The organism is Pantoea sp. F_5, assembly GCF_008631595.1.
In the GTDB taxonomy this organism is placed as follows: domain Bacteria; phylum Pseudomonadota; class Gammaproteobacteria; order Enterobacterales; family Enterobacteriaceae; genus Pantoea; species Pantoea gossypiicola.
Genome location: NZ_VWUO01000008.1, coordinates 142,905 through 162,884, shown reverse-complemented (window position 1 = coordinate 162,884; position 19,980 = coordinate 142,905). Strand labels below are relative to the sequence as shown.

Genomic DNA, 19,980 nt, shown 5'->3' with positions numbered 1-19,980 from the left:
CGCTTAAGGCATTTTGATCGACTGTTTCTCCTCAAGCAGTTTTTCGACGACGCCAGGATCGGCGAGGGTCGAGGTATCACCCAGGTTACTGGTATCGCCGGTGGCAATTTTGCGCAGAATACGCCGCATGATTTTGCCGGAGCGGGTTTTCGGCAGTGAGTCGGTCCAGTGCAGCACATCAGGCGTGGCGAGCGGGCCGATCTCTTTGCGAACCCACTGTCGCACCTCGGTATAGAGCTCCGGCGACGGCTCTTCGCCATGATTCAGCGTGATATAGGCATAAATCGCCTGGCCTTTGATGCTGTGCGGAATCCCGACGACGGCGGCTTCGGCAATTTTAGGATGCGACACCAGCGCCGATTCAATTTCGGCAGTGCCAAGACGGTGACCGGAGACGTTGAGCACGTCGTCGACACGTCCGGTGATCCAGTAGTAGCCATCTTCATCGCGACGGGCACCGTCACCACTGAAGTAGACGTTTTTAAAGGTAGAGAAGTAGGTCTGCTCAAAACGGTCATGGTCGCCAAAGAGGGTGCGCGCCTGTCCTGGCCAGGACTCGGTGATCACCAGATTGCCTTCACAGGCACCTTCCTGCGGCTGACCTTCGTTATCCACCAGTGCCGGTTGCACACCAAAGAACGGCCGGGTGGCGGAACCCGCTTTCAGCTCAGTCGCACCCGGCAATGGCGTGATCATGAAGCCGCCGGTTTCGGTCTGCCACCAGGTATCCACTATCGGGCAACGGCTGTTGCCGATTTTTTTGTAGTACCACTCCCAGGCTTCCGGGTTAATGGGCTCACCGACCGATCCCATAATGCGCAGGCTGCTGCGATCGGTACCTTCAATAGCCTTATCGCCTTCCGCCATCAGCGCACGGATGGCGGTGGGTGCGGTATAGAGCAGGGTGACGTTATGTTTATCGACCACTTCCGCCATGCGGCTCGGCGTGGGCCAGTTCGGCACCCCTTCAAACATCAGCGTGGTGGCACCGCACGCCAGCGGGCCATAAACCAGATAGCTGTGTCCCGTTACCCAGCCGACATCGGCAGTACACCAGTAGATATCATCCTGATGGTAATCAAAGACGAACTTAAAGGTGGTGGCGGCATAGACCAGATAACCGCCGGTGGTATGCAGTACGCCTTTAGGCTTGCCTGTAGAGCCGGAGGTATAAAGGATAAACAGCGGATCTTCCGCGCCAACTTCGGCTGCAGAGTGATTGGTGCTGGCGTCCCGCATCAGGTCATGCCACCACCGATCGCGGCCTTCAACCCAGCCCACATCTTTACCGGTGCGCTGGAACACCACCACGTTTTTGACGCTGGTGACATTCGGGTTTTTTAACGCATCATCGACATTTTTCTTCAGCGGAATGCTGCGACCGGCGCGGATCCCTTCATCGGCGGTAATCACCAGCGAGGCGCTGGAGTCGACGATGCGGCCAGCGACCGCTTCCGGTGAGAAGCCGCCAAAAATCACAGAGTGAACGGCACCGATACGCGCACAGGCCAGCATTGCCACCGCCGCTTCAGGCACCATCGGCATGTAGATCGCCACCACGTCGCCTTTTTTTACTTCCAGCAACTCAAGCACATTGGCGAAGCGACAGACTTCAGTATGCAGCTGGCGGAAAGTCAGCGTTTTACTTTCGCTGGCGTCGTCGCCTTCCCAGATAATCGCCGGTTGATCGCCGCGCGTCGCTAAATGACGGTCAAGGCAGTTTGCCGCCAGGTTGAGCGTGCCATCTTCGTACCAGCGAATGTTAATGTTACCTGGCGCAAATGAGCAGTTTTTCACCTTGCTGTAAGGTTTAATCCAGTCAAGGATTTTACCCTGTTCGCCCCAGAAACTGTCTGGATCGTCGACAGATTGCTGATACATCGCCTGGTACTGTTCAGCCGTAATCAGGGCGTTTGCTGCAATGTTCTCTGGAACGGGATGTTTGTGTATTTGGCTCATGGCGGATCTCCTTGAAGATGTTAATGATATGTCAATCAATGGTTAATTGAAGCCTGCGCCATAGCTTTGTTTCTTTTTTGCGCCACAGATCACGAGATAAACCTCTTAGGGAGAAGCGTGAAGCCGTTCTGATATTTCCGGTTAACTCTCTGGCGGCCAGGGGAAATTAAGAAGGGGTATCATTTGGGATTAGGCTGGATAAAAAGCAAGCAAACGCGCCTGGCGCGTTTTTAACCCACTCTGCATAGCTATGCGTAAATTCATCTAAGTATTACTTTTCATAACAGCAGGTTAGGGATTTTTAGTGCTGGCAGCACTTTATGCTACTCAGGTGGCTAACTTTTAATCGGATCCGCCAGGGGTTGCATTTACCACAGTGAAAATGGTACTTATCTCGCCCCTGTTCTGCAGGTATCAACTCAGACCGCGTCTGAAAATGGGTATGGGAATCATCAGATTTTCATACGAGGCGCTGTTTCTAAACACCCTCTAATTTACCGGGCTTTTTGCTCACTCCCTGTGTGTATTGTCTTCTGCACCTTCGCAGTAGAGAGAAACGGGTTTTGACTGAGGAAATTACGCGTTATGAAAGGTTTTAAAATCAGCCTGGCCTGGCAGATTCTGACAGCCCTGGTGCTCGGCATCGTTGTGGGTGCTGTGTTGCATAATCAGCCAGACAATCGTGAATGGTTAGTCACCAACATTCTCAGTCCTGCAGGCGATATCTTTATTCATCTTATCAAGATGATTGTGGTACCGATTGTGATTTCATCCCTGATTGTCGGCATCGCTGGCGTGGGTGATGCAAAGAAGCTGGGACGCATCGGCGTCAAAACAATTCTCTACTTTGAAGTGATCACCACCATTGCCATTGTGGTCGGTATTACGCTGGCCAACGTATTTCAACCCGGCACCGGCATTGATATGTCAACGCTGGCAACGGTGGACATCTCTAAATATGAAGCGACCACGGCAGAGGTACAGGGCGGTCCGCACAGCCTGGTAACCACCATTCTGTCGCTGATCCCGCAGAATATTTTCGCCTCTATGGCGAAAGGCGACATGCTGCCGATTATCTTTTTCTCGGTGCTGTTTGGCTTAGGCCTGTCGTCACTGCCGTCAGAACAGCGCGATCCGCTGGTGAACCTGTTCCGTGGCATCTCTGAAGCGATGTTTAAAGTAACGCACATGATCATGCGTTATGCGCCGGTCGGTGTGTTCGCGCTAATCGCGGTGACGATAGCTAACTTCGGTTTTGCCTCGCTGTGGCCGCTGGCTAAGCTGGTGCTGCTGGTTTATGCGGCGATTCTGTTCTTCGCCTTTGTGGTGCTGGGCGGGGTCGCGCGCTTCTGTAAGCTGCGCATCACCACGCTGATGCGTATTCTGAAAGATGAGCTGATTCTCTCTTACTCCACGTCCAGCTCGGAAACCGTGTTACCGCGCATCATGGAGAAGATGGAAGCCTACGGCGCGCCGAAAGCGATCACCAGTTTTGTGGTGCCGACCGGTTATTCATTTAACCTGGACGGGTCAACGCTGTATCAGAGTATCGCGGCGATCTTTATTGCGCAGCTGTATGGCATTGACCTGTCGCTGACCGATGAGATTGTGCTGGTCCTGACGCTGATGGTGACCTCGAAAGGGATCGCTGGCGTGCCGGGCGTATCCTTCGTGGTGCTGCTGGCTACGCTGGGCAGCGTCGGCATTCCGCTGGAAGGTCTGGCATTTATCGCCGGTGTTGACCGCATTATGGATATGGCGCGTACCGCGCTGAACGTGGTCGGTAACGCGCTGGCTGTCCTGGTGATTGCCCGCTGGGAAAACCAGTTCGACGCCGAACAGGCGAAAGCGTATGAGCTGCAGTTGCGGACGCAGACCGCAAGCTGAGAACAGCGTTAGCGTAAAGAAGGGCTCAACGAAAGTTGGGCCTTTTTTGTTGGTGTGGCTTAGTTCTTACCTGGTCAATAGAGCAGAAATGAAAGATCAGCCTTTGTGCCGTTCAGTCGGGCACAAAGACGGGCTGCGTAAAGTCGGCGTAAACCCGTCCCTGAGCCTCGGCCGCCGGTTACTCGCCTCATCCATGAGGCTCGCCCGCAAGCGGGCCAGCGCTTTACGTTGTTCAAAAACGCTCCAGGCGTTTTTGTCCATGCGGCGGACGCTTTACTCCGCTATTCATGTTTATTCGCCACACTTGTTCGAACAGCAGTAAAACAGCCTGAGGGAAGAAAAGGTTCACCTGAAGAGTAAAGCGTCCCACGCCAGGGACGGCGTGGGCCGAGCGTCATGGATGACGAATGCGTCTTTACGATCAGGTGAACCTTTTCTGACCGGCTCCGATTTCCCAGCAACACTACTCACACACCCTGCGCCCAGACCGGAATGCGCAGTGATCAAGTGCCGAATGCCCGATATCACTCATTCAGCCCACTCCCTGCAACATGACTCACCCCACATCCATTGAAAAAAGATCTCACCCAATGAATTAATCATTCGTTATGATATTTGTTAATTTGAATAATTTATTCCTTAACGGAGCCCGCCATGAAACTCGACCTCAGCCAGATGATCACCGAAGGCCGCAATCCGGCCAGCCAGAACATTGATGAACTCTCCACCGAAGCGATGCTGCGCGTCATTAATGATGAAGATAAAAAGGTGGCGCTGGCGGTTGAGGCCATCGTGCCGCAGATCGCTGCCGCCGTTGACGCCATCTGCGCTGCGTTTAAGGCAGGTGGGCGATTAATCTATTGCGGTGCGGGCACCTCCGGGCGGCTGGGCATCCTGGATGCCAGCGAATGCCCGCCCACCTTTGGTACACCCCGCGAACAGGTCATCGGCCTGATTGCCGGCGGCCATACCGCCATACTCCAGGCGGTCGAAAATGCCGAAGATAACCGGGAGCAGGGCGCGCAGGATCTGAAAGATATTCACTTCAGCCGCCACGATGTGCTGGTCGGTATCGCCGCCAGCGGCCGCACACCTTATGTGCTGGGCGCGCTGGCTTACGCTAACGAGCTTGGCGCAACCACCGTGTCGCTCACCTGTAATCCCAGCAGCGCCATGTCGCAGGTCGCTGCGATTGCGCTCACGCCGGTGGTCGGCCCGGAAGTGGTCACCGGCTCCTCACGGATGAAAGCGGGCACGGCGCAAAAACTGGTGCTCAATATGCTCACCACTGGCTCGATGATCCGCAGCGGAAAAGTGTACGGCAACCTGATGGTCGACGTGGAAGCCACTAATCAGAAACTGGTGCAGCGCCAGGTCAACATCGTCATGCAGGCCACGGACTGTGATGACGCAATCGCCAGCGCCGCGCTCACCGCCTGTGGCGGACACTGCAAAACCGCGATCCTGATGGTGCTGGCTGACCTGGCCGCCGATGAGGCAAAAGCGCTGCTCAGTCAGCATCAGGGCTTTATCCGCCAGGCTCTGCAGGCAGCGGGAGCACGCTAATGGCGAAAATCACCGAGGCACTGTTGCGTGACATCCTGCAGGCGGTCGGTGGCGCGCAAAATATCGCGGCCTGTGGTCACTGTATGACACGGCTCCGCCTGACACTGAATCAGCCAGAACAGGCTGATCTGACAGGATTAAAAAGCCTGCCGGGCGTGCTGGGTGTAATCGACAGCGAGGCGCAGTTACAGATTGTCCTGGGGCCAGGCAAAGCGCAAACCGCCGCCGAGGGGATGCAGAGCCTGCTGACAGAGGGCGGAACAGCAGAACTCAGCCAGCTGGCAGCGCAGCAGAAGCAGCAGCTCAAAGCGAAGCAGACCAGCGGGGTGCATCAGTTTCTGTCGCGCTTCGCCACTATCTTCACCCCGCTGATCCCAGGCTTCATCGGCGCGGGACTGTTGCTGGGCTTTGCCACGCTGATTGAGCAGAGCCTCCACCTTAATGTGCCCGGCGACCACGCGCACTGGCTGCTGCACACCGTGGCGTACATGAAAGTGTTCGGCAAAGGGCTGTTTACCTTTCTCAGCATCCTGATTGGCTACAACGCGCAAAAAGCCTTTGGCGGCAGCGGCGTCAATGGTGCCATCATCGCTTCGCTGTTTGTGCTCGGCTATGTGCCCACGGCCACCACCGGCTACTACAGCGGCATGGAGAGCTTCTTTGGCCTGACGATCGACCCGCGCGGCAACATTATCGGCGTGCTGATGGCGGCGATTATCGGGGCGTGGATTGAGAAACAGCTGCGCAAAATCATTCCTGACAACCTTGATATGATCCTGACTTCGCTGTTTACGCTGGTGATTACCGGGGCCATCACCTATCTGCTGATCATGCCGCTGGGTGGTGAACTGTTTAAGGGGATGTCGTGGCTGTTTATCCACCTCAATAACAATCCCTTTGGCTGTGCGCTGCTGGCTGGGCTGTTCCTGAGCGCGGTGATGTTCGGCATCCATCAGGGCTTTATTCCGGTCTACTTTGCGCTGATGGAAACGCAGGGTTTTAACTCGCTGTTCCCGATTCTGGCGATGGCGGGCGCAGGTCAGGTCGGCGCATCACTGGCACTGTGGTGCAAAGCAGAAAAAGGGGCGCTGCTGCGGGCACAGATTAAAGGGGCTATCGTGCCGGGCCTGCTGGGCGTCGGAGAACCACTCATTTATGGCGTCACGCTGCCGCGCCTCAAACCCTTTATCACCGCCTGCGGTGGCGGGGCGCTGGGCGGTTTCTTTATCGGGCTGGTAGCATGGCTGGGTTTGCCGGTTGGGATGAATACGGTATTCGGCCCTTCCGGGCTGGTCACGCTGCCGCTGATGACCTCCAGCCAGGGGATCTTCGCCGGTATGGCGGTTTACCTGGCTGGGCTGATCGTGGCCTGGGTCGGCGGATTCCTGCTGACCTGGTGGTTTGGCACCCGGAATGTTGACCTCAGCTGACTGGCTGCCGGAATTCTGAAATCCGGCTAACGGATGAATAATCACCCAAAAATGTGAAAGCCGCTGCAAAGCGGCTTTTTATTGCCAGTAATTTAACTTAATCGCTAAAGAGTAGGCGGACGCATGCCGAAAACATAAAAAAAGGTAATCGTTATTTCTCAGCCCACAGTTTTCACGCTGGCACGCAGACTGTCACGTGCAGGACGTCGGGTCTTCAAGGACTTTTGATGCGTAACAACCAGCCTGTCTCTCAGCGTGAATATCAGTTTGACGAGCATGCGACACTCATGTCGACCACCGATCTCAACAGCCACATCACTTATGCCAACGACGCCTTCATCGAAGCGAGTGGATTCTCTGCCGAAGAGATTAACGGCCAGCCGCATAACATGGTGCGTCATCCCGATATGCCACCAGAAGCGTTTGCTGATATGTGGGCGACGCTGAAACAGGGTGAACCCTGGACCGCGCTGGTTAAGAACCGCCGTAAAAATGGCGATCACTACTGGGTGCGGGCTAATGCCATTCCGGTGGTGCGCGACGGTAAAGTGCAGGGCTATATGTCAGTACGCACCAAACCCACGGCAGAGGAAGTCCGTCAGACCGAAGCGCTCTATCAGGATTTTCGTGAAGGCCGGGCCAAAGGGCGACGTTTTCACAAAGGCCTGCTGGTTCGCAGCGGCTGGCGTCGTCCCGCCTCCATTCTGAAAATGCTGCCCCTGCGCTGGCGGATCCGCAGTACGCTGCTGGCATTACTGCCCCTCTCGGTGGCAGGTGTCTGGGCGCTGGGTATGACGCACGCAGCACTGGCCGGCTTTGCTGCAGGTATGGCGGCGCTACTCACACTGAGCAGTCTGTGGCTGGAGCAGCAGATTTCACGCCCTATCGAGCGGATGTGTAAGCAGGCGCTGAGCGTGGCGACTGGTGCGAGTCACAAAGTTGAGCAGATGGATCGCGTTGATGAGGTCGGTGTCACGCTGCGCGCTATCGGTCAGCTCGGATTGATGTTCCGCTGGCTGGTGGATGATGTCAGCGGACAGGCGATCAATGTGCTGAGCGCCAGCGACGCCATCGCCCGCAGCAACAACGAACTCAGTCGCCGTACCGAACAGGCCGCGGCCAACGTGCAGCAGACCGCGGCCACCATGAATGAAATGACCGCCACAGTGAAGAGCAATACCGAAACCGCGCACGAGGCGAATAGTCTCTCAGCCAGCACCAGCCACGCTGCCAGCAAAGGTGGGGAGGTGATGAGTGAGATGATGGGCATGATGGGCGAAATTGCCGACAGTTCAAAACGGATCGCCAATATTACCAGCGTCATCGATGGCATTGCCTTCCAGACCAATATTCTGGCGCTGAATGCCGCCGTGGAAGCGGCGCGGGCCGGTGAGCAGGGCAAAGGCTTTGCCGTGGTGGCGGGTGAAGTCCGCAGCCTGGCTCAGCGCAGCGCCAAAGCCGCCAGCGAAATCAAAATGCTGGTCGAAACCAGTGCCAGCCGCGTTCAATCGGGCAATGAGCACGCCAGCGCGGCAGGCCGCACGATGCAGGATATCGTGTCGCAGGTGCAGAATGTCACCGCACTGATCGCTCAGATCAGTTCAGCTACGGCTGAACAGGCGACCGCGCTCAGTGAAGTCAGTTCAGCGGTGGAAGATCTTGATGACATCACTCATCAGAACGCCGCCCGCGTAACAGAAAGCGCCGAGGCTTCAGGTCGCATGACCCATCAGGCTAACCGGCTGGTGGAAGCGATTAGCGTGTTTCGTTAAGAGATCAGACTACGAGGCCAGCGCCTGCGTGCCGTCGCGTTCGGCACGCAGCGCGCCTGGCGACTGCCCGACAATCCGCTTGAAGGCGCGACTGAATGCCGCGATCGAGCCGTAGCCGAGATGATAAGCGACGGCTTCCACCGCTTCGCCATTGTTTACGATCCGCTGCACCGCCAGCCGCATCCGTAATTCGGTCAGATATCGCAGCGGCGTCATACCGGTAGCCGTGAGAAAGCGTCCGGCGAACACCGAACGCGAACAGCCCGCCACGCGGGCGAGTCGCGCCACCGTCCAGTTTTCGCCCGGCTCCCGATGCATCGCGGCAATCGCCTGACTCAGACGCGGATCGCGCATCGCCTGCACCAGCCCGCTACTCTGGCCGCAGCCGTTCTCTACCCAACCGCGAACTATCAACGCGGCAACCACATCAGCCAGACGCGACAGAATCCCGGCAAAGCCCGCCTGGCGGGTCCGCGATTCCCGCTCCATCGCCGCCAGAATCGGCTGAATCTCCGGGTACTGCGACAGCAGCGTACTCACCAGCATCACATCCGGCATGGTGTTGATCAGCGGTTGCATGCCGCCAAGCTCAAACGCCATGCAGGCGCTGAACAGCAGCACGCTGTGCTCGTCATTACAGGCATTTTCCGGTGCGGCAATCGCGCAGACGCTGTCGCAAATCGGCTTACTCGCCATGTTCTTAATACACTGGCAGTCCGCCTCCTCACTGGAGATCAGGCTGTGCGGCTTACCGTGCGGCACCAGCAGCGCATCGCCGCTGTTGAGCTGAAACAGTTCGCCGGAGGCGCTGCGCACCAGCAGTGAGCCGCGTCCGACAAAGTGAAACTGCGCCCGCCCCGGCGCGTGCTCATAATGCAGCCCGAACGGCGCGCTTACCGCGATTCGCTGATAGTTCACGCCATACAGACGCATTCCCATCAGCAGCTCACTGGTCAGATCTCCATAGTGACTCATACGATTCCAGACGAATTATCAAAAATGAAGGTGTAAGCATCATAGATCGTCCTGACGCTCCACTCTATGCTCTCTCACACTTTTTTATCTTCCGGAGAAGCAGCATGAGTCTGACAACCGAAGTGGCTGATGAGGTTTCCTCGCCGACCCATCCCGCGTGGGGCGCAGTTTTTGCTATGGCGTTTGGGGTGTTCAGCCTGATTACCGCCGAATTTTTGCCCGTGAGTCTGCTGACGCCCATGGCAGACAGCCTCGGCGTTTCAGAAGGGCAGGCGGGACAGACCGTCACCATTACCGCCCTGGTGGCGCTGTTTACCAGTCTGGTCACCGGCAGCGTCACGCGGCGTATCGATCGCCGCATCGTGATGCTGGTGTTCTCACTGCTGCTGATCGCCTCGGCGCTGATGGTGGCATTTGCCGGTGACCTGACGGTGATATTGCTGGCACGGGTGCTGCTGGGGATGGCCATCGGCGGCTTCTGGACGCTCTCAACCGCCATTACCATGCGTCTGGTTCCCGTCGATCAGGTGCCGCGCGCGCTCTCCATTGTCTTCAGCGGGATCTCGCTGGCGACGATTATCGCCACGCCGCTTGGCAGCTATCTCGGCGGACTGGTGGGCTGGCGCAACATCTTTATGCTGACCGCCGGGCTGGGCGCGGTGGCACTGCTGTGGCAGTTCTTTACCCTGCCCGCCATGCCGGCAGAGAACAAAGCCCGCAATGGCGGCGTGCTGGCGCTCCTGCGTATCGGCGTGATGCGCTGGGGCATGCTGGCGGTGATCATGATGTTTACCGGCCACTTCGGTTTCTTCACCTATCTGCGTCCATTCCTGGAAGGCGTTGCACAGCTCAACCTTAATCAGCTGTCGCTGGCGCTGCTCGCCTTTGGCGTGGCGAACTTCTTTGGTACCTCGCTGGCGGGTTTCCTGGTCACCCGCAGCGTATCGCTGACGCTGAGCGGGATGGCGCTGTTAATGAGTGTCACTGCGCTGATGCTGGTGAGCTTTGGCGATGTCAGCTGGATGGTAGGCGCAGGCGTGGCAATCTGGGGGATGGCATTTGGTTCGATGCCAACCGGCTGGTCAACCTGGATTTCGCGCGCGGTGCCGGATGACGCGGAATCAGGCGGCGGGTTACTGGTCGCCACCATTCAGCTGGCGATTACCGTCGGCGCGGCTGCGGGCGGCTGGATGTTTGACCTGCGCGGAGCAGGCGGCGTGTTCGTTGCCAGTGGCGTGCTGATGCTGCTGGCTGCACTGACCATCTTCACGCGGGTGCGGCATCACGGTTAATCTTCTGAGGGCAGCGTATTATGCTGCCTTTTTTTATGGAAGTGGGTTATTAACCTTTTGAGCGATAACTGTGCGATACGTGCTTTTTATGTTCAATTTTACTGAAAGAGTTAAGCAAAACCCTCCGCTTTTTACTGATCAACTTCCGGACTAATATATCTATCAACAAGGCAGCACGCCTTACCTGATAAAAATTAACCGAGGAATTGACCATGAAATCTATCAAAACTTTTGCAGCTGTTATCGCGCTTTCTGTTCTGCCATTCGCCAGCTTCGCGCAATCTGTGACCGCCATCGACTCTACGCTGGATGGTGCGGAAGCGAAAATTGCTGCACAGGCGCAGGAAGCTGGTGCTTCATATAAAATCACTGAAGCCTATACCAATAACGGCGTTCACATGACCGCTGAACTGCTGAAATAAAACGTTCTACCCTCTTGTGCTGACAGGACGCCCTCCGGGCGTCCTGGCTTCGTTTCTCCGCGAATAATCCTGTTACTTTTCTTCATAAATAATTATCATTCTCAAAAAGAGCGTAACTCAGCCTGTGCGTCAGGCCTTTCTGGTTGCAATGTCGGGCTTTCTTATCACTGCGTCTGCAGTGGATTAACTCTGGAGAAGTTATGAAAGCGATTACCATTTCGCGCCGGACTCTGCGTCCGCTGCTACTGGCTACGGCCCTGTTCTCTGCCTCAGGATGGCTGGCAGTGCAGGCTGAGGATCTTAATCAGTCAGTGGGTAAAGGTGTTTATGAACTGGCGGTCAGCCCGAAAGATAACGCGCTGTTCGTGGCCACAGCGCAGAACAGCAGCGGTAACGGTGGCACGGTCTTCCGTCTCGACCCGGCGACGCTGGCAGTGCAGCAGGCAATCAACACTGAGCTGAAATCGTTTGGTGCGGCGATCAATCCACAAACCAACGTGCTTTATATTGGTAACACGGTAAACGGTTCGATCACCGCTATCGACGCCAGTAGCGGCAAGGTACTGAATACGCTGGTGCTGGATAGCCGTCCGCGGAGTGAGACCGTGCGTCCGCTGCAGCCGCGCCAGGTGGCGGTTGATGTGAAAACTAACCGGGTGTATATCAACGGACTGGGACCGCAGAGCGTGGTCTGGGTGGTGGATGGCAGCACGATGAAGCTTGTCAGCACCATCCCGAATACCGGCAAAATGGGCACTGGCCTGGCTGTGGATGCAGGCGCACAAAAGGTCTACGTCACCAATGCCGATGGCGAACTGGTCACGATTAATGCGCGTACAAATGCGGTAGAGAAGAAGCAGAAGATTGACGGCGATAAAGCGCACTTCTTCCTGAACATTGCGCTGGATACGCGTGGTCAGCGCGCTTTTCTGACAGATTCAAAGCAGGCGCAGGTGCTGGTCGTGGATCTGCGTAATCAGCAGGTGATGCAGCGGATTGATGTGCCTGAATCGCTGGCGGTTCTGTTTAATGCGCAGCGTGATGAGCTTTATGTTACCCATCGCAAAGCCGGTGAAGTCAGCATCATCGACGCCAGCAGCTATAAGGTGAAGCGCACGGTAAAAACTCCGGCATTGCCTAACAGCCTGGCGCTCTCGGCGGATGGTAAGGTGCTGTACGTTAGCGTAAAACAGCCCGGCTCGCGCAAGGAACCGCCAAAAAATCCTGACAGCGTGATGCGTATTGTACTGTAAGTGATTCCTCTTCCTCTCCAGCCAGAGAGGAAGAGTCTTCCCCTGAACCACTAAACCTCTTCCGATGCCTCGCGCTTCATCTCATCATGGGGTACATCATCCAGAATCTGCTCAAAGCTGCGCAGACGCTTGTAGATCGACATCAGTTCGATCAGCGTCGACCAGGAGGCGATCAGATACTGAAACGAACCGCGCACCTGATCAAACACGTTGGTAATCTGGTTGAGTAAGCCCAGCGTAATAGTGCCTGCCACAATCGACGGGAACAGCAGGAACAGACCAAACACGTTATCGACCTGCAGATAGAGAATGCGGGTGATGTTGAAGTAGAGATAGTGAAAGTAGAGACGGAAGTAGTTAACCCGCACCCGGCTAAACAGTTCCTGTACGGTCTGCGGTTGTGCACGATCGGCATTATCTTCGCCGTAGACCAGCTCTTTACGGTAGGCGGCTTCAACCCGCTGATTACGGAACTCCAGCCCTGGCAGCTTAATTCCGACCAGCGCCAGCAAGCCGGTGCCGAACACAGACCAGAGCACTGCGGCAATCACCAGCGCGTAAGGAATATTGCCGAGGAACGGGATATCTTTTACGTGATGTGACAGCGCCACCAGTACCGGCAAAAACGCCACCAGCGTCATAATCGCCTGAATAAAACTGACACCCCAGTTTTCCAGCGTAGTTGCAAACCGCATGGTGTCTTCCTGCACACGCTGCGCGGCACCTTCCACATGACGCAGCCGCTGCCAGTTGTGCATGTAGTAGTTATTCATGGCGGTACGCCAGCGGAAAACCCAGTGGCTGATAAAGAAGGAGTTGAGAACGCCAATCACCACCGCAATTAAGGCAATGCCGAGAAAGGCGATAACCTGATGGTAAAACTCTGCAATCTGCACCGATCCCGCTTTGGTCAGCGCTTTCTGTATCAGATCATAGAACGGACCATACCAGGCATTAATAGCCACACCCACCTGCACGCCAAACCAGGTGACAAAGATAATCAGCGCGGAACCCCACACTGACCAGCGTTGCCACGGATGCGCATCAATCAGCCGCCAGGCCAGAGCAAAAATGGCTACCATGATCCAGTAATAGAGATAAAACCAAATCTGACTCGCGGCGATAAAACGAGCCGCTGTGGTCGGTAAAGGTTGTTTCATTGCTGCTTCAAAAGTCGGCCACATGCCGGGCAGATGCGCGGCAAAGCCGAACCAGGCAAAAATCGCTACTAAGCTCCAGACAGCCGCAGAGCTGAAAAACAGCGCTGGCCGCGGAAAAAAAGACTTAAACATAGGCACTCCGCTGTTGTGTGTTGCCTGTTATAACGTTTTTGGCGGGTCGCTGTCTGTAGTCTGTTGTTTCTGCTCATGACAGGACGATGATAGATGTTAATGAAATTGTGCGGTTTTGTTTCGTGGAACTAAATCTTTGTGAATGGCAGTGTTACAATATGGCGCTTTGTTACCGGTAACAAAAATCTGTCGCCCTGAATTTGCTTATAAAAACCATTACAACGCAACCCTCTACTTTTTCATACCGCTCACGATAGCGGGAATGAGGCAATGTCATGTCAGAACAAAAAAAAGGTCATTCACGCAGGGATTTTTTGCTGAAGACGATTACCCTTGCGCCTGCAATGGCGGTAGGTTCCACAGCGATGGGCGCGCTCTCTCTGCCGCTCGCCGCACAGGCGGCTGAAACCCCGGCGGGTCCACAGCAGGCGCGTGACTACCAGCCAGCCTGGTTTACCGCCGAAGAGTTTGCCTTTATTACTGCCGCCGTAGCTCGGCTGATCCCCTGCGATGAACGCGGGCCGGGTGCGCTGGAAGCTGGCGTGCCGGAGTTTATCGATCGTCAGATGAACACGCCATATGCCACGGGTTCGAACTGGTATATGCAGGGGCCGTTTAATCCCGATCTGCCGAAAGAGCTGGGCTATCAGCTGCCGCTGGTACCTCAGCAGATCTATCGTCTCGGGCTGGCCGATGCCGACAGCTACAGTAAAAAGCAGCACGGTAAGGTGTTCGCCCAGCTCAGCGGCGAGCAGCAGGATGCCTTACTGCAGGCGATGGAAAGTGGCAGTGCGGAATTCAGCCAGCTGCCAGCAAAAGTCTTCTTCAGCTTCCTGCTGCAGAACACCCGTGAAGGCTTCTTCAGCGATCCCATCCACGGCGGGAATCAGGGCATGGTCGGCTGGAAGCTGATCAACTTCCCTGGCGCACGCGCCGACTTTATGGACTGGGTAGAGCGCGGAGAACGATATCCGTTCCCGTCAGTGTCGATTCGCGGGGAGAGAAGCTAAGCATGGCTAACGAAATGAAAAAAGTGGATGCGGTGATTGTCGGCTTCGGCTGGGCAGGCGCGATTATGGCGAAAGAGCTGACCGAAGCGGGTCTTAACGTACTGGCGCTGGAGCGCGGACCGCATCGCGATACCTATCCTGATGGCTCCTATCCGCAGTCCATTGATGAGCTGACCTATAACGTCCGCAAAAAGCTGTTCCAGGATCTCTCTAAAAGCACCGTAACCATTCGTCATGACGCCTCGCAGACGGCTGTTCCCTATCGCCAGCTGGCGGCGTTTCTGCCTGGCACCGGCACCGGTGGCGCAGGTCTGCACTGGTCAGGCGTCCATTTCCGCGTTGACCCGATTGAACTGCGGATGCGTAGCCATTACGAAGAGCGCTATGGTAAGAACTTTATCCCGGAGGGCATGACGATTCAGGATTTCGGCGTCAGCTACGATGAGCTGGAGCCGTTCTTCGACAAGGCAGAGAAAGTCTTTGGCACCTCCGGCAGCGCCTGGAGCATCAAGGGGAAAGTGGTCGGCAAAGATAAAGGCGGCAACCCGTTTGCGCCGGATCGCTCCGATAACTTCCCGCTGCCCGCGCAGAAGCGAACATACTCGGCGCAACTGTTTGCTCAGGCGGCCGAGTCGGTTGGTTATCACCCTTACGATCTGCCGTCCGCCAATACTTCGGGTCCTTATACCAATACCTATGGCGCGCAGATGGGTCCGTGCAACTTCTGCGGATACTGCAGCGGCTACGCCTGCTACATGTATTCCAAAGCGTCGCCTAACGTCAACATTCTGCCCGCGCTGCGTCAGGAGCCGAAATTTGAGCTGCGCAACAACTCTTATGTACTGCGGGTCAATCTCAGCGATGACAAAACGCGCGCAACTGGCGTGACCTATGTGGATGGTCAGGGTCGCGAGCAGGTTCAGCCTGCTGATCTGGTGATCCTTTCCGCTTTCCAGTTCCATAATGTTCACCTGATGCTGCTGTCAGGGATCGGTAAACCCTACAACCCGATCACCAACGAAGGTACCGTAGGCCGCAACTTCGCCTATCAGAACCTCTCAACGCTCAAGGCGCTGTTTGATAAAAACACCACGACCAATCCGTTTATCGGCGCGGGTGGTGCGGGCGTGGCGGTTGATGATTTCAACGCAGATAACTTCGATCACGGGCCGCTGGGCTTTGTCGGCGGTTCGCCATTCTGGGTCAACCAGGCGGGCACCAAACCGATCTCCGGCCTGCCGGTGCCGGCGGGCACACCTGACTGGGGCAGCCAATGGAAAGCGGCGGTGGCGGATACCTACACCCACCATCTGTCGATGGATGCGCACGGCGCGCACCAGTCCTATCGCGCCAACTACCTCGATCTCGATCCCAACTACAAAGATGCCTATGGGCAGCCGCTGCTGCGCATGACCTTTGACTGGCAGGATAACGACATCAAAATGGCACAGTTTATGGTTGGCAAGATGCGCAATATCGCGGAAGCGATGAATCCGAAGATGATCATCGGCGGCGCGAAAAAGCCGGGCACCCATTTTGATTCCACGGTGTATCAGACCACCCACATCAGTGGCGGGGCAATCATGGGCGACGATCCTAAAACCAGTGCGGTGAACCGTTATCTGCAAAGCTGGGACGTGCCAAATGTGTTTGTACCAGGCGCATCCGCCTTCCCGCAGGGACTGGGTTATAACCCGACCGGCATGGTGGCGGCGCTGACCTACTGGTCAGCCAAAGCGATTCGCGAACACTACCTGAAAAACCCCGGTCCACTGGTGCAGGCATAAGGAGATGGCGATGAAAAATGGCATTCTGGCTCTGATTCTCGGCTCCCTGTCGTTCGCCGCCCTGGCGGATAACAGCCAGGACGATCTGGTTAAACGGGGGGAGTATCTGGCACGCGCCGGTGACTGTGTGGCCTGCCACACCAGCAAAGGCGGCGCTCCCTTTGCCGGTGGTCTGCCGATGGCGACACCGATTGGCACCATCTACTCCACCAACATCACCCCCGATCGCGCGACCGGTATTGGTGAGTACAGCTATGACGACTTCCAGAAAGCGGTGCGTCATGGCGTGGCGAAAAATGGTGATACGCTCTATCCGGCGATGCCATTTCCCTCCTACGCGGTGGTCAGCGATGAGGACATGAAGGCGCTTTATGCCTGGTTCATGCATGGCGTTGCGGCGGTTAAGCAGCCAAACCGGGAGAGCGACATTCCCTGGCCGCTGTCGATGCGCTGGCCGCTGGCGATCTGGCGCGGCATTTTTGCGCCCGATGTAAAAGCGTTCCAGCCTGCCGCCCAGGAAGATCCGGTGCTGGCGCGGGGTCGCTATCTGGTTGAAGGGCTGGGCCACTGTGGAGCCTGTCACACACCACGCAGCATCACCATGCAGGAGAAGGCGCTGACCAACCAGGAGGGCAGCGACTATCTGGCGGGCAGCAGCGCACCGATTGATGGCTGGACCGCCAGCAACCTGCGCGGTGACAACCGTGACGGGCTGGGACGCTGGAGCGAAGAGGATCTGCGTCAGTTCCTGCGCTATGGCCGCAACGATCACACCGCCGCGTTCGGTGGCATGACCGACGTGGTGGAACACAGTCTGCAGCACCTGAGCGAGGCCGATATCACCGCCATTGCGCGCTATCTGAAGTCGCTGGGTGCAAAAGACCCGAATCAGGCGGCGTTCAGCGTGGATGATGCCACGGCAAAAGCGCTGTGGCGTGGCGATGACAGCCAGACCGGTGCGGCGACCTACGTCGACAGCTGTGCAGCGTGCCATAAAACCGATGGCAGCGGCTATAAACGTTTCTATCCGGCACTACGCGGTAATCCGGTGGTGATGGCAGAGGATCCGACCTCGCTGATCCACATTGTGCTGGTGGGTGGACAGTTGCCTGGCGTCAATGGTGCGCCGTCGACCATCACCATGCCGGCATTCGGCTGGCGTCTGAATGATCAGCAGGTGGCGGACGTAGTGAACTTCGTGCGCAACAGCTGGGGCAACAAGGCGTCAGAACCGGTGACCGCGAAACAGGTCGCGTCGCTGCGTAAAGATGAGAAGGATCGTCTGGGCAGTGCAGACATCCGGGTGCTGGAAGGCAAATAAGCGAGAGTAAAAAAGGCCGTCATCATCAGGATGACGGCCTTTTCTTTTAGATATTCTCCAGATCGATTCCGCGCGTTTTCGGCCCGTAAATCCCCACCGACAGCATCACCATCACCATGCTCAGCACGATAAAGGTAATCACGCCTGCCGTTCCTGCGTACTGCAATATCACCCCAATGAGAATACTGCTGAAGACCGTTGAGAGGCGGCTGAAGGAGTAGCAGAAGCCGACTGCCCGCGCCCGGATGTGGGTCGGGAAGATCTCGGTCTGATAGGCGTGGAAGCTGAAAGTCAGCCAGGCGTTGGACCAGGTAATCAGGAAGCCGCAGAGGATCAGTAGCACCGGGTGCGTCTGGAAGGCAAAGAGCGTACCGAACACCACCGTCATCAGCGACGACAGGACGATCTGCCACTTATTCTCCAGCCTGTCGGCGTAGCGGCTGCAGATCAGCGATCCCAGCGGATAGGCCAGCGTGATGAAGAAAGCATAGAGCAGGCTGTGCGTCACCGTGGCTCCACGGCCTGACAATAGCGCAGGCAGCCAGTTACCAAAGCCGAAAAAGCCGATTGCCTGAAAAAAGTTCATCACCACCAGCATCAGAGTGCGCTTGCGGTATGCAGGAGACCAGATTTCACTGAAGCGTCCCTTTTTGGGCAGTTTTGCCGCTGCATCTTCAGCTGAAAACGCGGGTCCGGCCGGGATGCCGCAGCGTTGCTCCATCACCGACAGCACTTTATGCGCCTCCTGATGACGATCCTGCTGCGCCAGCCAGCGTGCTGACTCCGGCAGATTTCTGCGCACCAGCCAGATCACCAGCGAACAGACCGCGCCCGCGATCACTACCCAGCGCCAGCCTTCCAGACTGAGCAGTGTTTGCGGAATCAGCCACCAGGACATCAGAGCCACCGCAGGCACCGACAAAAACTGCACGAAAAAGGAGAAGGCAAAAGCGCGGCTGCGCAGATGGCTCGGCACCCATTCCGACAGATAAGTATCGATGGTCACCAGCTCGACGCCCAGCCCGATCCCTACCAGAAAGCGGAACAGAATGATCATCTCCGCGCTCTGCTGGAACGCCATCAGCAGCGAAAATAACCCGTACCAGAGCAGCGCACACATAAAGGTCAGGCGGCGGCCAAAGCGATCAGCGTAGGGGGCCAGCAGGCTGGCACCGAAAAACAGACCCAGGAAGGTGGCCGAGGCGAACGCCGCCTGATCGGAGAAACCCAGCACGCCCGCCGCGCCCGTGTGAAATACGCCCGCCGACAGCAGGCCGGTGCTGATATACCCGGTTTCAAACAGGTCATACAGTTCAAAAAAACCGCCCAGCGCCAGCAGCGTGATAAAGCGCCATAATCCGGCAGAGGAGGGCAGCGCATCAATGCGCGCGGCTAAGCTGTTACGGGCCGCCAATGAAGCGTGCATCGGCGGCAGGCTGGTGGAGTGGGTGGTCATATCAGCGTGAACCTCAGGCAATGTGGATACGACTCGCAGCCGGTCAGAGGCTTATACCGTTAGCAAGCGAAGAGATAGCAGAATAATCAATTCATCTGCCAATGCCGAGAGCGTCGTTGCTGACGATTTAGCAAGATACGTTGCAGGTTTTGCCATTCATCGCAGACCAACTCCGGCATTGTGATCAGGCCAGGATCTGTTTGCAAACTCAGAGCTGTCTCTCAGTCCGATAACGCGGTAGCAGGCCCGCATGGATGCAAATGCTACAATTGCGCTATCATAGTCTCGCTTTGTTACATCTTCTTCATGGATGCAGAAAAGCTGAGCTGAAGAAGCTGACACAATCAGGGAAAGATGAGGTGTAACGTGAGTTTTTTTGACGAGCTTAAAGCATCGCTGAAAGAAGCTGTTGAGATCAAAAACGGTGCCAAAGAGCCAGGTCGTGTTACCCGCTATGCGGTGGCCGACGTGAAGACTATTCGGGCACTCAATCCATGCCCATATATCCCTCCTGCCGGAAAAGCGAGAAAGCGCCACCGATAATGCCCGCATCGGTGG

14 protein-coding genes and 1 pseudogene are annotated in these 19,980 nt (G+C 56.5%); 11 read left to right on the top strand and 4 right to left on the bottom strand.

The features are described from left to right. Positions 1-3: 3 nt before the first annotated feature. Positions 4-1,959 (bottom strand): acetate--CoA ligase, encoded by a 1,956-nt coding sequence (acs, locus tag F3I44_RS12810; RefSeq protein WP_150019433.1) that lies wholly within the window; start codon positions 1,957-1,959, stop codon positions 4-6. Positions 1,960-2,544: 585 nt separating this feature from the next. Here acs and gltP point away from each other — a divergent pair. The 4 genes from gltP to F3I44_RS12790 all read left to right on the top strand — a co-directional run bounded on the left by gltP (position 2,545) and on the right by F3I44_RS12790 (position 8,614). Continuing rightward, positions 2,545-3,846 carry a glutamate/aspartate:proton symporter GltP gene (gltP, locus tag F3I44_RS12805; protein ID WP_013359809.1) on the top strand — a complete coding sequence of 434 codons (1,302 nt, stop codon included), beginning with the start codon at positions 2,545-2,547 and terminating at the stop codon, positions 3,844-3,846. 654 nt (positions 3,847-4,500) lie between these two features. Further along, positions 4,501-5,412, top strand: coding sequence for an N-acetylmuramic acid 6-phosphate etherase (gene murQ / locus F3I44_RS12800; RefSeq protein ID WP_150011987.1), 912 nt, complete (start codon positions 4,501-4,503; stop codon positions 5,410-5,412). After that, a complete protein-coding gene (murP, locus tag F3I44_RS12795; RefSeq protein WP_150011985.1) occupies positions 5,412-6,842 on the top strand; it encodes a PTS N-acetylmuramic acid transporter subunit IIBC in 1,431 nt (476 codons plus the stop codon). Before murQ ends, murP begins: the two co-directional genes overlap by 1 nt. A gap of 227 nt (positions 6,843-7,069) precedes the next feature. Next, positions 7,070-8,614 carry a PAS domain-containing methyl-accepting chemotaxis protein gene (locus F3I44_RS12790; RefSeq protein WP_150011983.1) on the top strand — a complete coding sequence of 515 codons (1,545 nt, stop codon included), beginning with the start codon at positions 7,070-7,072 and terminating at the stop codon, positions 8,612-8,614. A gap of 9 nt (positions 8,615-8,623) precedes the next feature. On the opposite strand, the gene F3I44_RS12785 is transcribed toward F3I44_RS12790, so the two are convergent. After that, positions 8,624-9,589 (bottom strand): AraC family transcriptional regulator, encoded by a 966-nt coding sequence (locus F3I44_RS12785; RefSeq protein WP_150011981.1) that lies wholly within the window; start codon positions 9,587-9,589, stop codon positions 8,624-8,626. A gap of 104 nt (positions 9,590-9,693) precedes the next feature. Here F3I44_RS12785 and F3I44_RS12780 point away from each other — a divergent pair, with 104 nt between their 5' ends. From F3I44_RS12780 to F3I44_RS12770, 3 genes are all read left to right on the top strand, one after another. Next, a complete protein-coding gene (locus F3I44_RS12780) occupies positions 9,694-10,881 on the top strand; it encodes an MFS transporter (RefSeq protein ID WP_150011979.1) in 1,188 nt (395 codons plus the stop codon). Between the two features lie 212 nt (positions 10,882-11,093). Continuing rightward, a complete protein-coding gene (locus tag F3I44_RS12775; protein ID WP_009092571.1) occupies positions 11,094-11,303 on the top strand; it encodes a DUF1471 domain-containing protein in 210 nt (69 codons plus the stop codon). A gap of 200 nt (positions 11,304-11,503) precedes the next feature. Beyond that, complete coding sequence (locus F3I44_RS12770; RefSeq protein ID WP_150011977.1) at positions 11,504-12,556, top strand: YncE family protein; 1,053 nt, start codon at positions 11,504-11,506, stop codon at positions 12,554-12,556. A gap of 50 nt (positions 12,557-12,606) precedes the next feature. Here F3I44_RS12770 and sbmA read toward each other — a convergent pair whose 3' ends face one another. Beyond that, a complete protein-coding gene (gene sbmA, locus F3I44_RS12765; RefSeq protein WP_150011975.1) occupies positions 12,607-13,848 on the bottom strand; it encodes a peptide antibiotic transporter SbmA in 1,242 nt (413 codons plus the stop codon). A gap of 275 nt (positions 13,849-14,123) precedes the next feature. Here sbmA and F3I44_RS12760 point away from each other — a divergent pair, with 275 nt between their 5' ends. From F3I44_RS12760 to F3I44_RS12750, 3 genes are read left to right on the top strand one after another with little or no spacing between them, the layout of a single operon-like run. Then, the gene (locus tag F3I44_RS12760; RefSeq protein ID WP_150011973.1) at positions 14,124-14,858 is read left to right on the top strand and encodes a gluconate 2-dehydrogenase subunit 3 family protein; all 735 of its coding nucleotides are present in this window, start codon (positions 14,124-14,126) and stop codon (positions 14,856-14,858) included. A 2-nt stretch (positions 14,859-14,860) separates the two neighbouring features. Further along, positions 14,861-16,645: a GMC family oxidoreductase gene (locus F3I44_RS12755; protein ID WP_150011971.1), complete on the top strand. Its 1,785-nt coding sequence runs from the start codon at positions 14,861-14,863 to the stop codon at positions 16,643-16,645. 10 nt (positions 16,646-16,655) lie between these two features. After that, complete coding sequence (locus F3I44_RS12750) at positions 16,656-17,966, top strand: cytochrome c (RefSeq protein ID WP_150011969.1); 1,311 nt, start codon at positions 16,656-16,658, stop codon at positions 17,964-17,966. Positions 17,967-18,012: 46 nt separating this feature from the next. Here the strand turns inward: F3I44_RS12750 and F3I44_RS12745 are convergent, their stop codons facing one another. Then, positions 18,013-19,422, bottom strand: coding sequence for an MFS transporter (locus F3I44_RS12745; RefSeq protein WP_150011967.1), 1,410 nt, complete (start codon positions 19,420-19,422; stop codon positions 18,013-18,015). A gap of 366 nt (positions 19,423-19,788) precedes the next feature. On the opposite strand from F3I44_RS12745, the pseudogene nadS reads away from it, so the two are divergent. Next, positions 19,789-19,908, top strand: a pseudogene (gene nadS, locus F3I44_RS23735) (NadS family protein); the annotation flags it as partial. Between the last annotated feature and the right edge of the window lie 72 nt (positions 19,909-19,980).

Excerpts from the sequence above, each read along its gene's own strand:
- acs (WP_150019433.1), bottom strand. The coding sequence starts at position 1,959 with ATGAGCCAAATACACAAACATCCCGTTCCAGAGAACATTGCAGCAAAC.
- gltP (WP_013359809.1), top strand. The coding sequence starts at position 2,545 with ATGAAAGGTTTTAAAATCAGCCTGGCCTGGCAGATTCTGACAGCCCTG.
- murQ (WP_150011987.1), top strand. The coding sequence starts at position 4,501 with ATGAAACTCGACCTCAGCCAGATGATCACCGAAGGCCGCAATCCGGCC.
- murP (WP_150011985.1), top strand. The coding sequence starts at position 5,412 with ATGGCGAAAATCACCGAGGCACTGTTGCGTGACATCCTGCAGGCGGTC.
- F3I44_RS12790 (WP_150011983.1), top strand. The coding sequence starts at position 7,070 with ATGCGTAACAACCAGCCTGTCTCTCAGCGTGAATATCAGTTTGACGAG.
- F3I44_RS12785 (WP_150011981.1), bottom strand. The coding sequence starts at position 9,589 with ATGAGTCACTATGGAGATCTGACCAGTGAGCTGCTGATGGGAATGCGT.
- F3I44_RS12780 (WP_150011979.1), top strand. The coding sequence starts at position 9,694 with ATGAGTCTGACAACCGAAGTGGCTGATGAGGTTTCCTCGCCGACCCAT.
- F3I44_RS12775 (WP_009092571.1), top strand. The coding sequence starts at position 11,094 with ATGAAATCTATCAAAACTTTTGCAGCTGTTATCGCGCTTTCTGTTCTG.
- F3I44_RS12770 (WP_150011977.1), top strand. The coding sequence starts at position 11,504 with ATGAAAGCGATTACCATTTCGCGCCGGACTCTGCGTCCGCTGCTACTG.
- sbmA (WP_150011975.1), bottom strand. The coding sequence starts at position 13,848 with ATGTTTAAGTCTTTTTTTCCGCGGCCAGCGCTGTTTTTCAGCTCTGCG.
- F3I44_RS12760 (WP_150011973.1), top strand. The coding sequence starts at position 14,124 with ATGTCAGAACAAAAAAAAGGTCATTCACGCAGGGATTTTTTGCTGAAG.
- F3I44_RS12755 (WP_150011971.1), top strand. The coding sequence starts at position 14,861 with ATGGCTAACGAAATGAAAAAAGTGGATGCGGTGATTGTCGGCTTCGGC.
- F3I44_RS12750 (WP_150011969.1), top strand. The coding sequence starts at position 16,656 with ATGAAAAATGGCATTCTGGCTCTGATTCTCGGCTCCCTGTCGTTCGCC.
- F3I44_RS12745 (WP_150011967.1), bottom strand. The coding sequence starts at position 19,422 with ATGACCACCCACTCCACCAGCCTGCCGCCGATGCACGCTTCATTGGCG.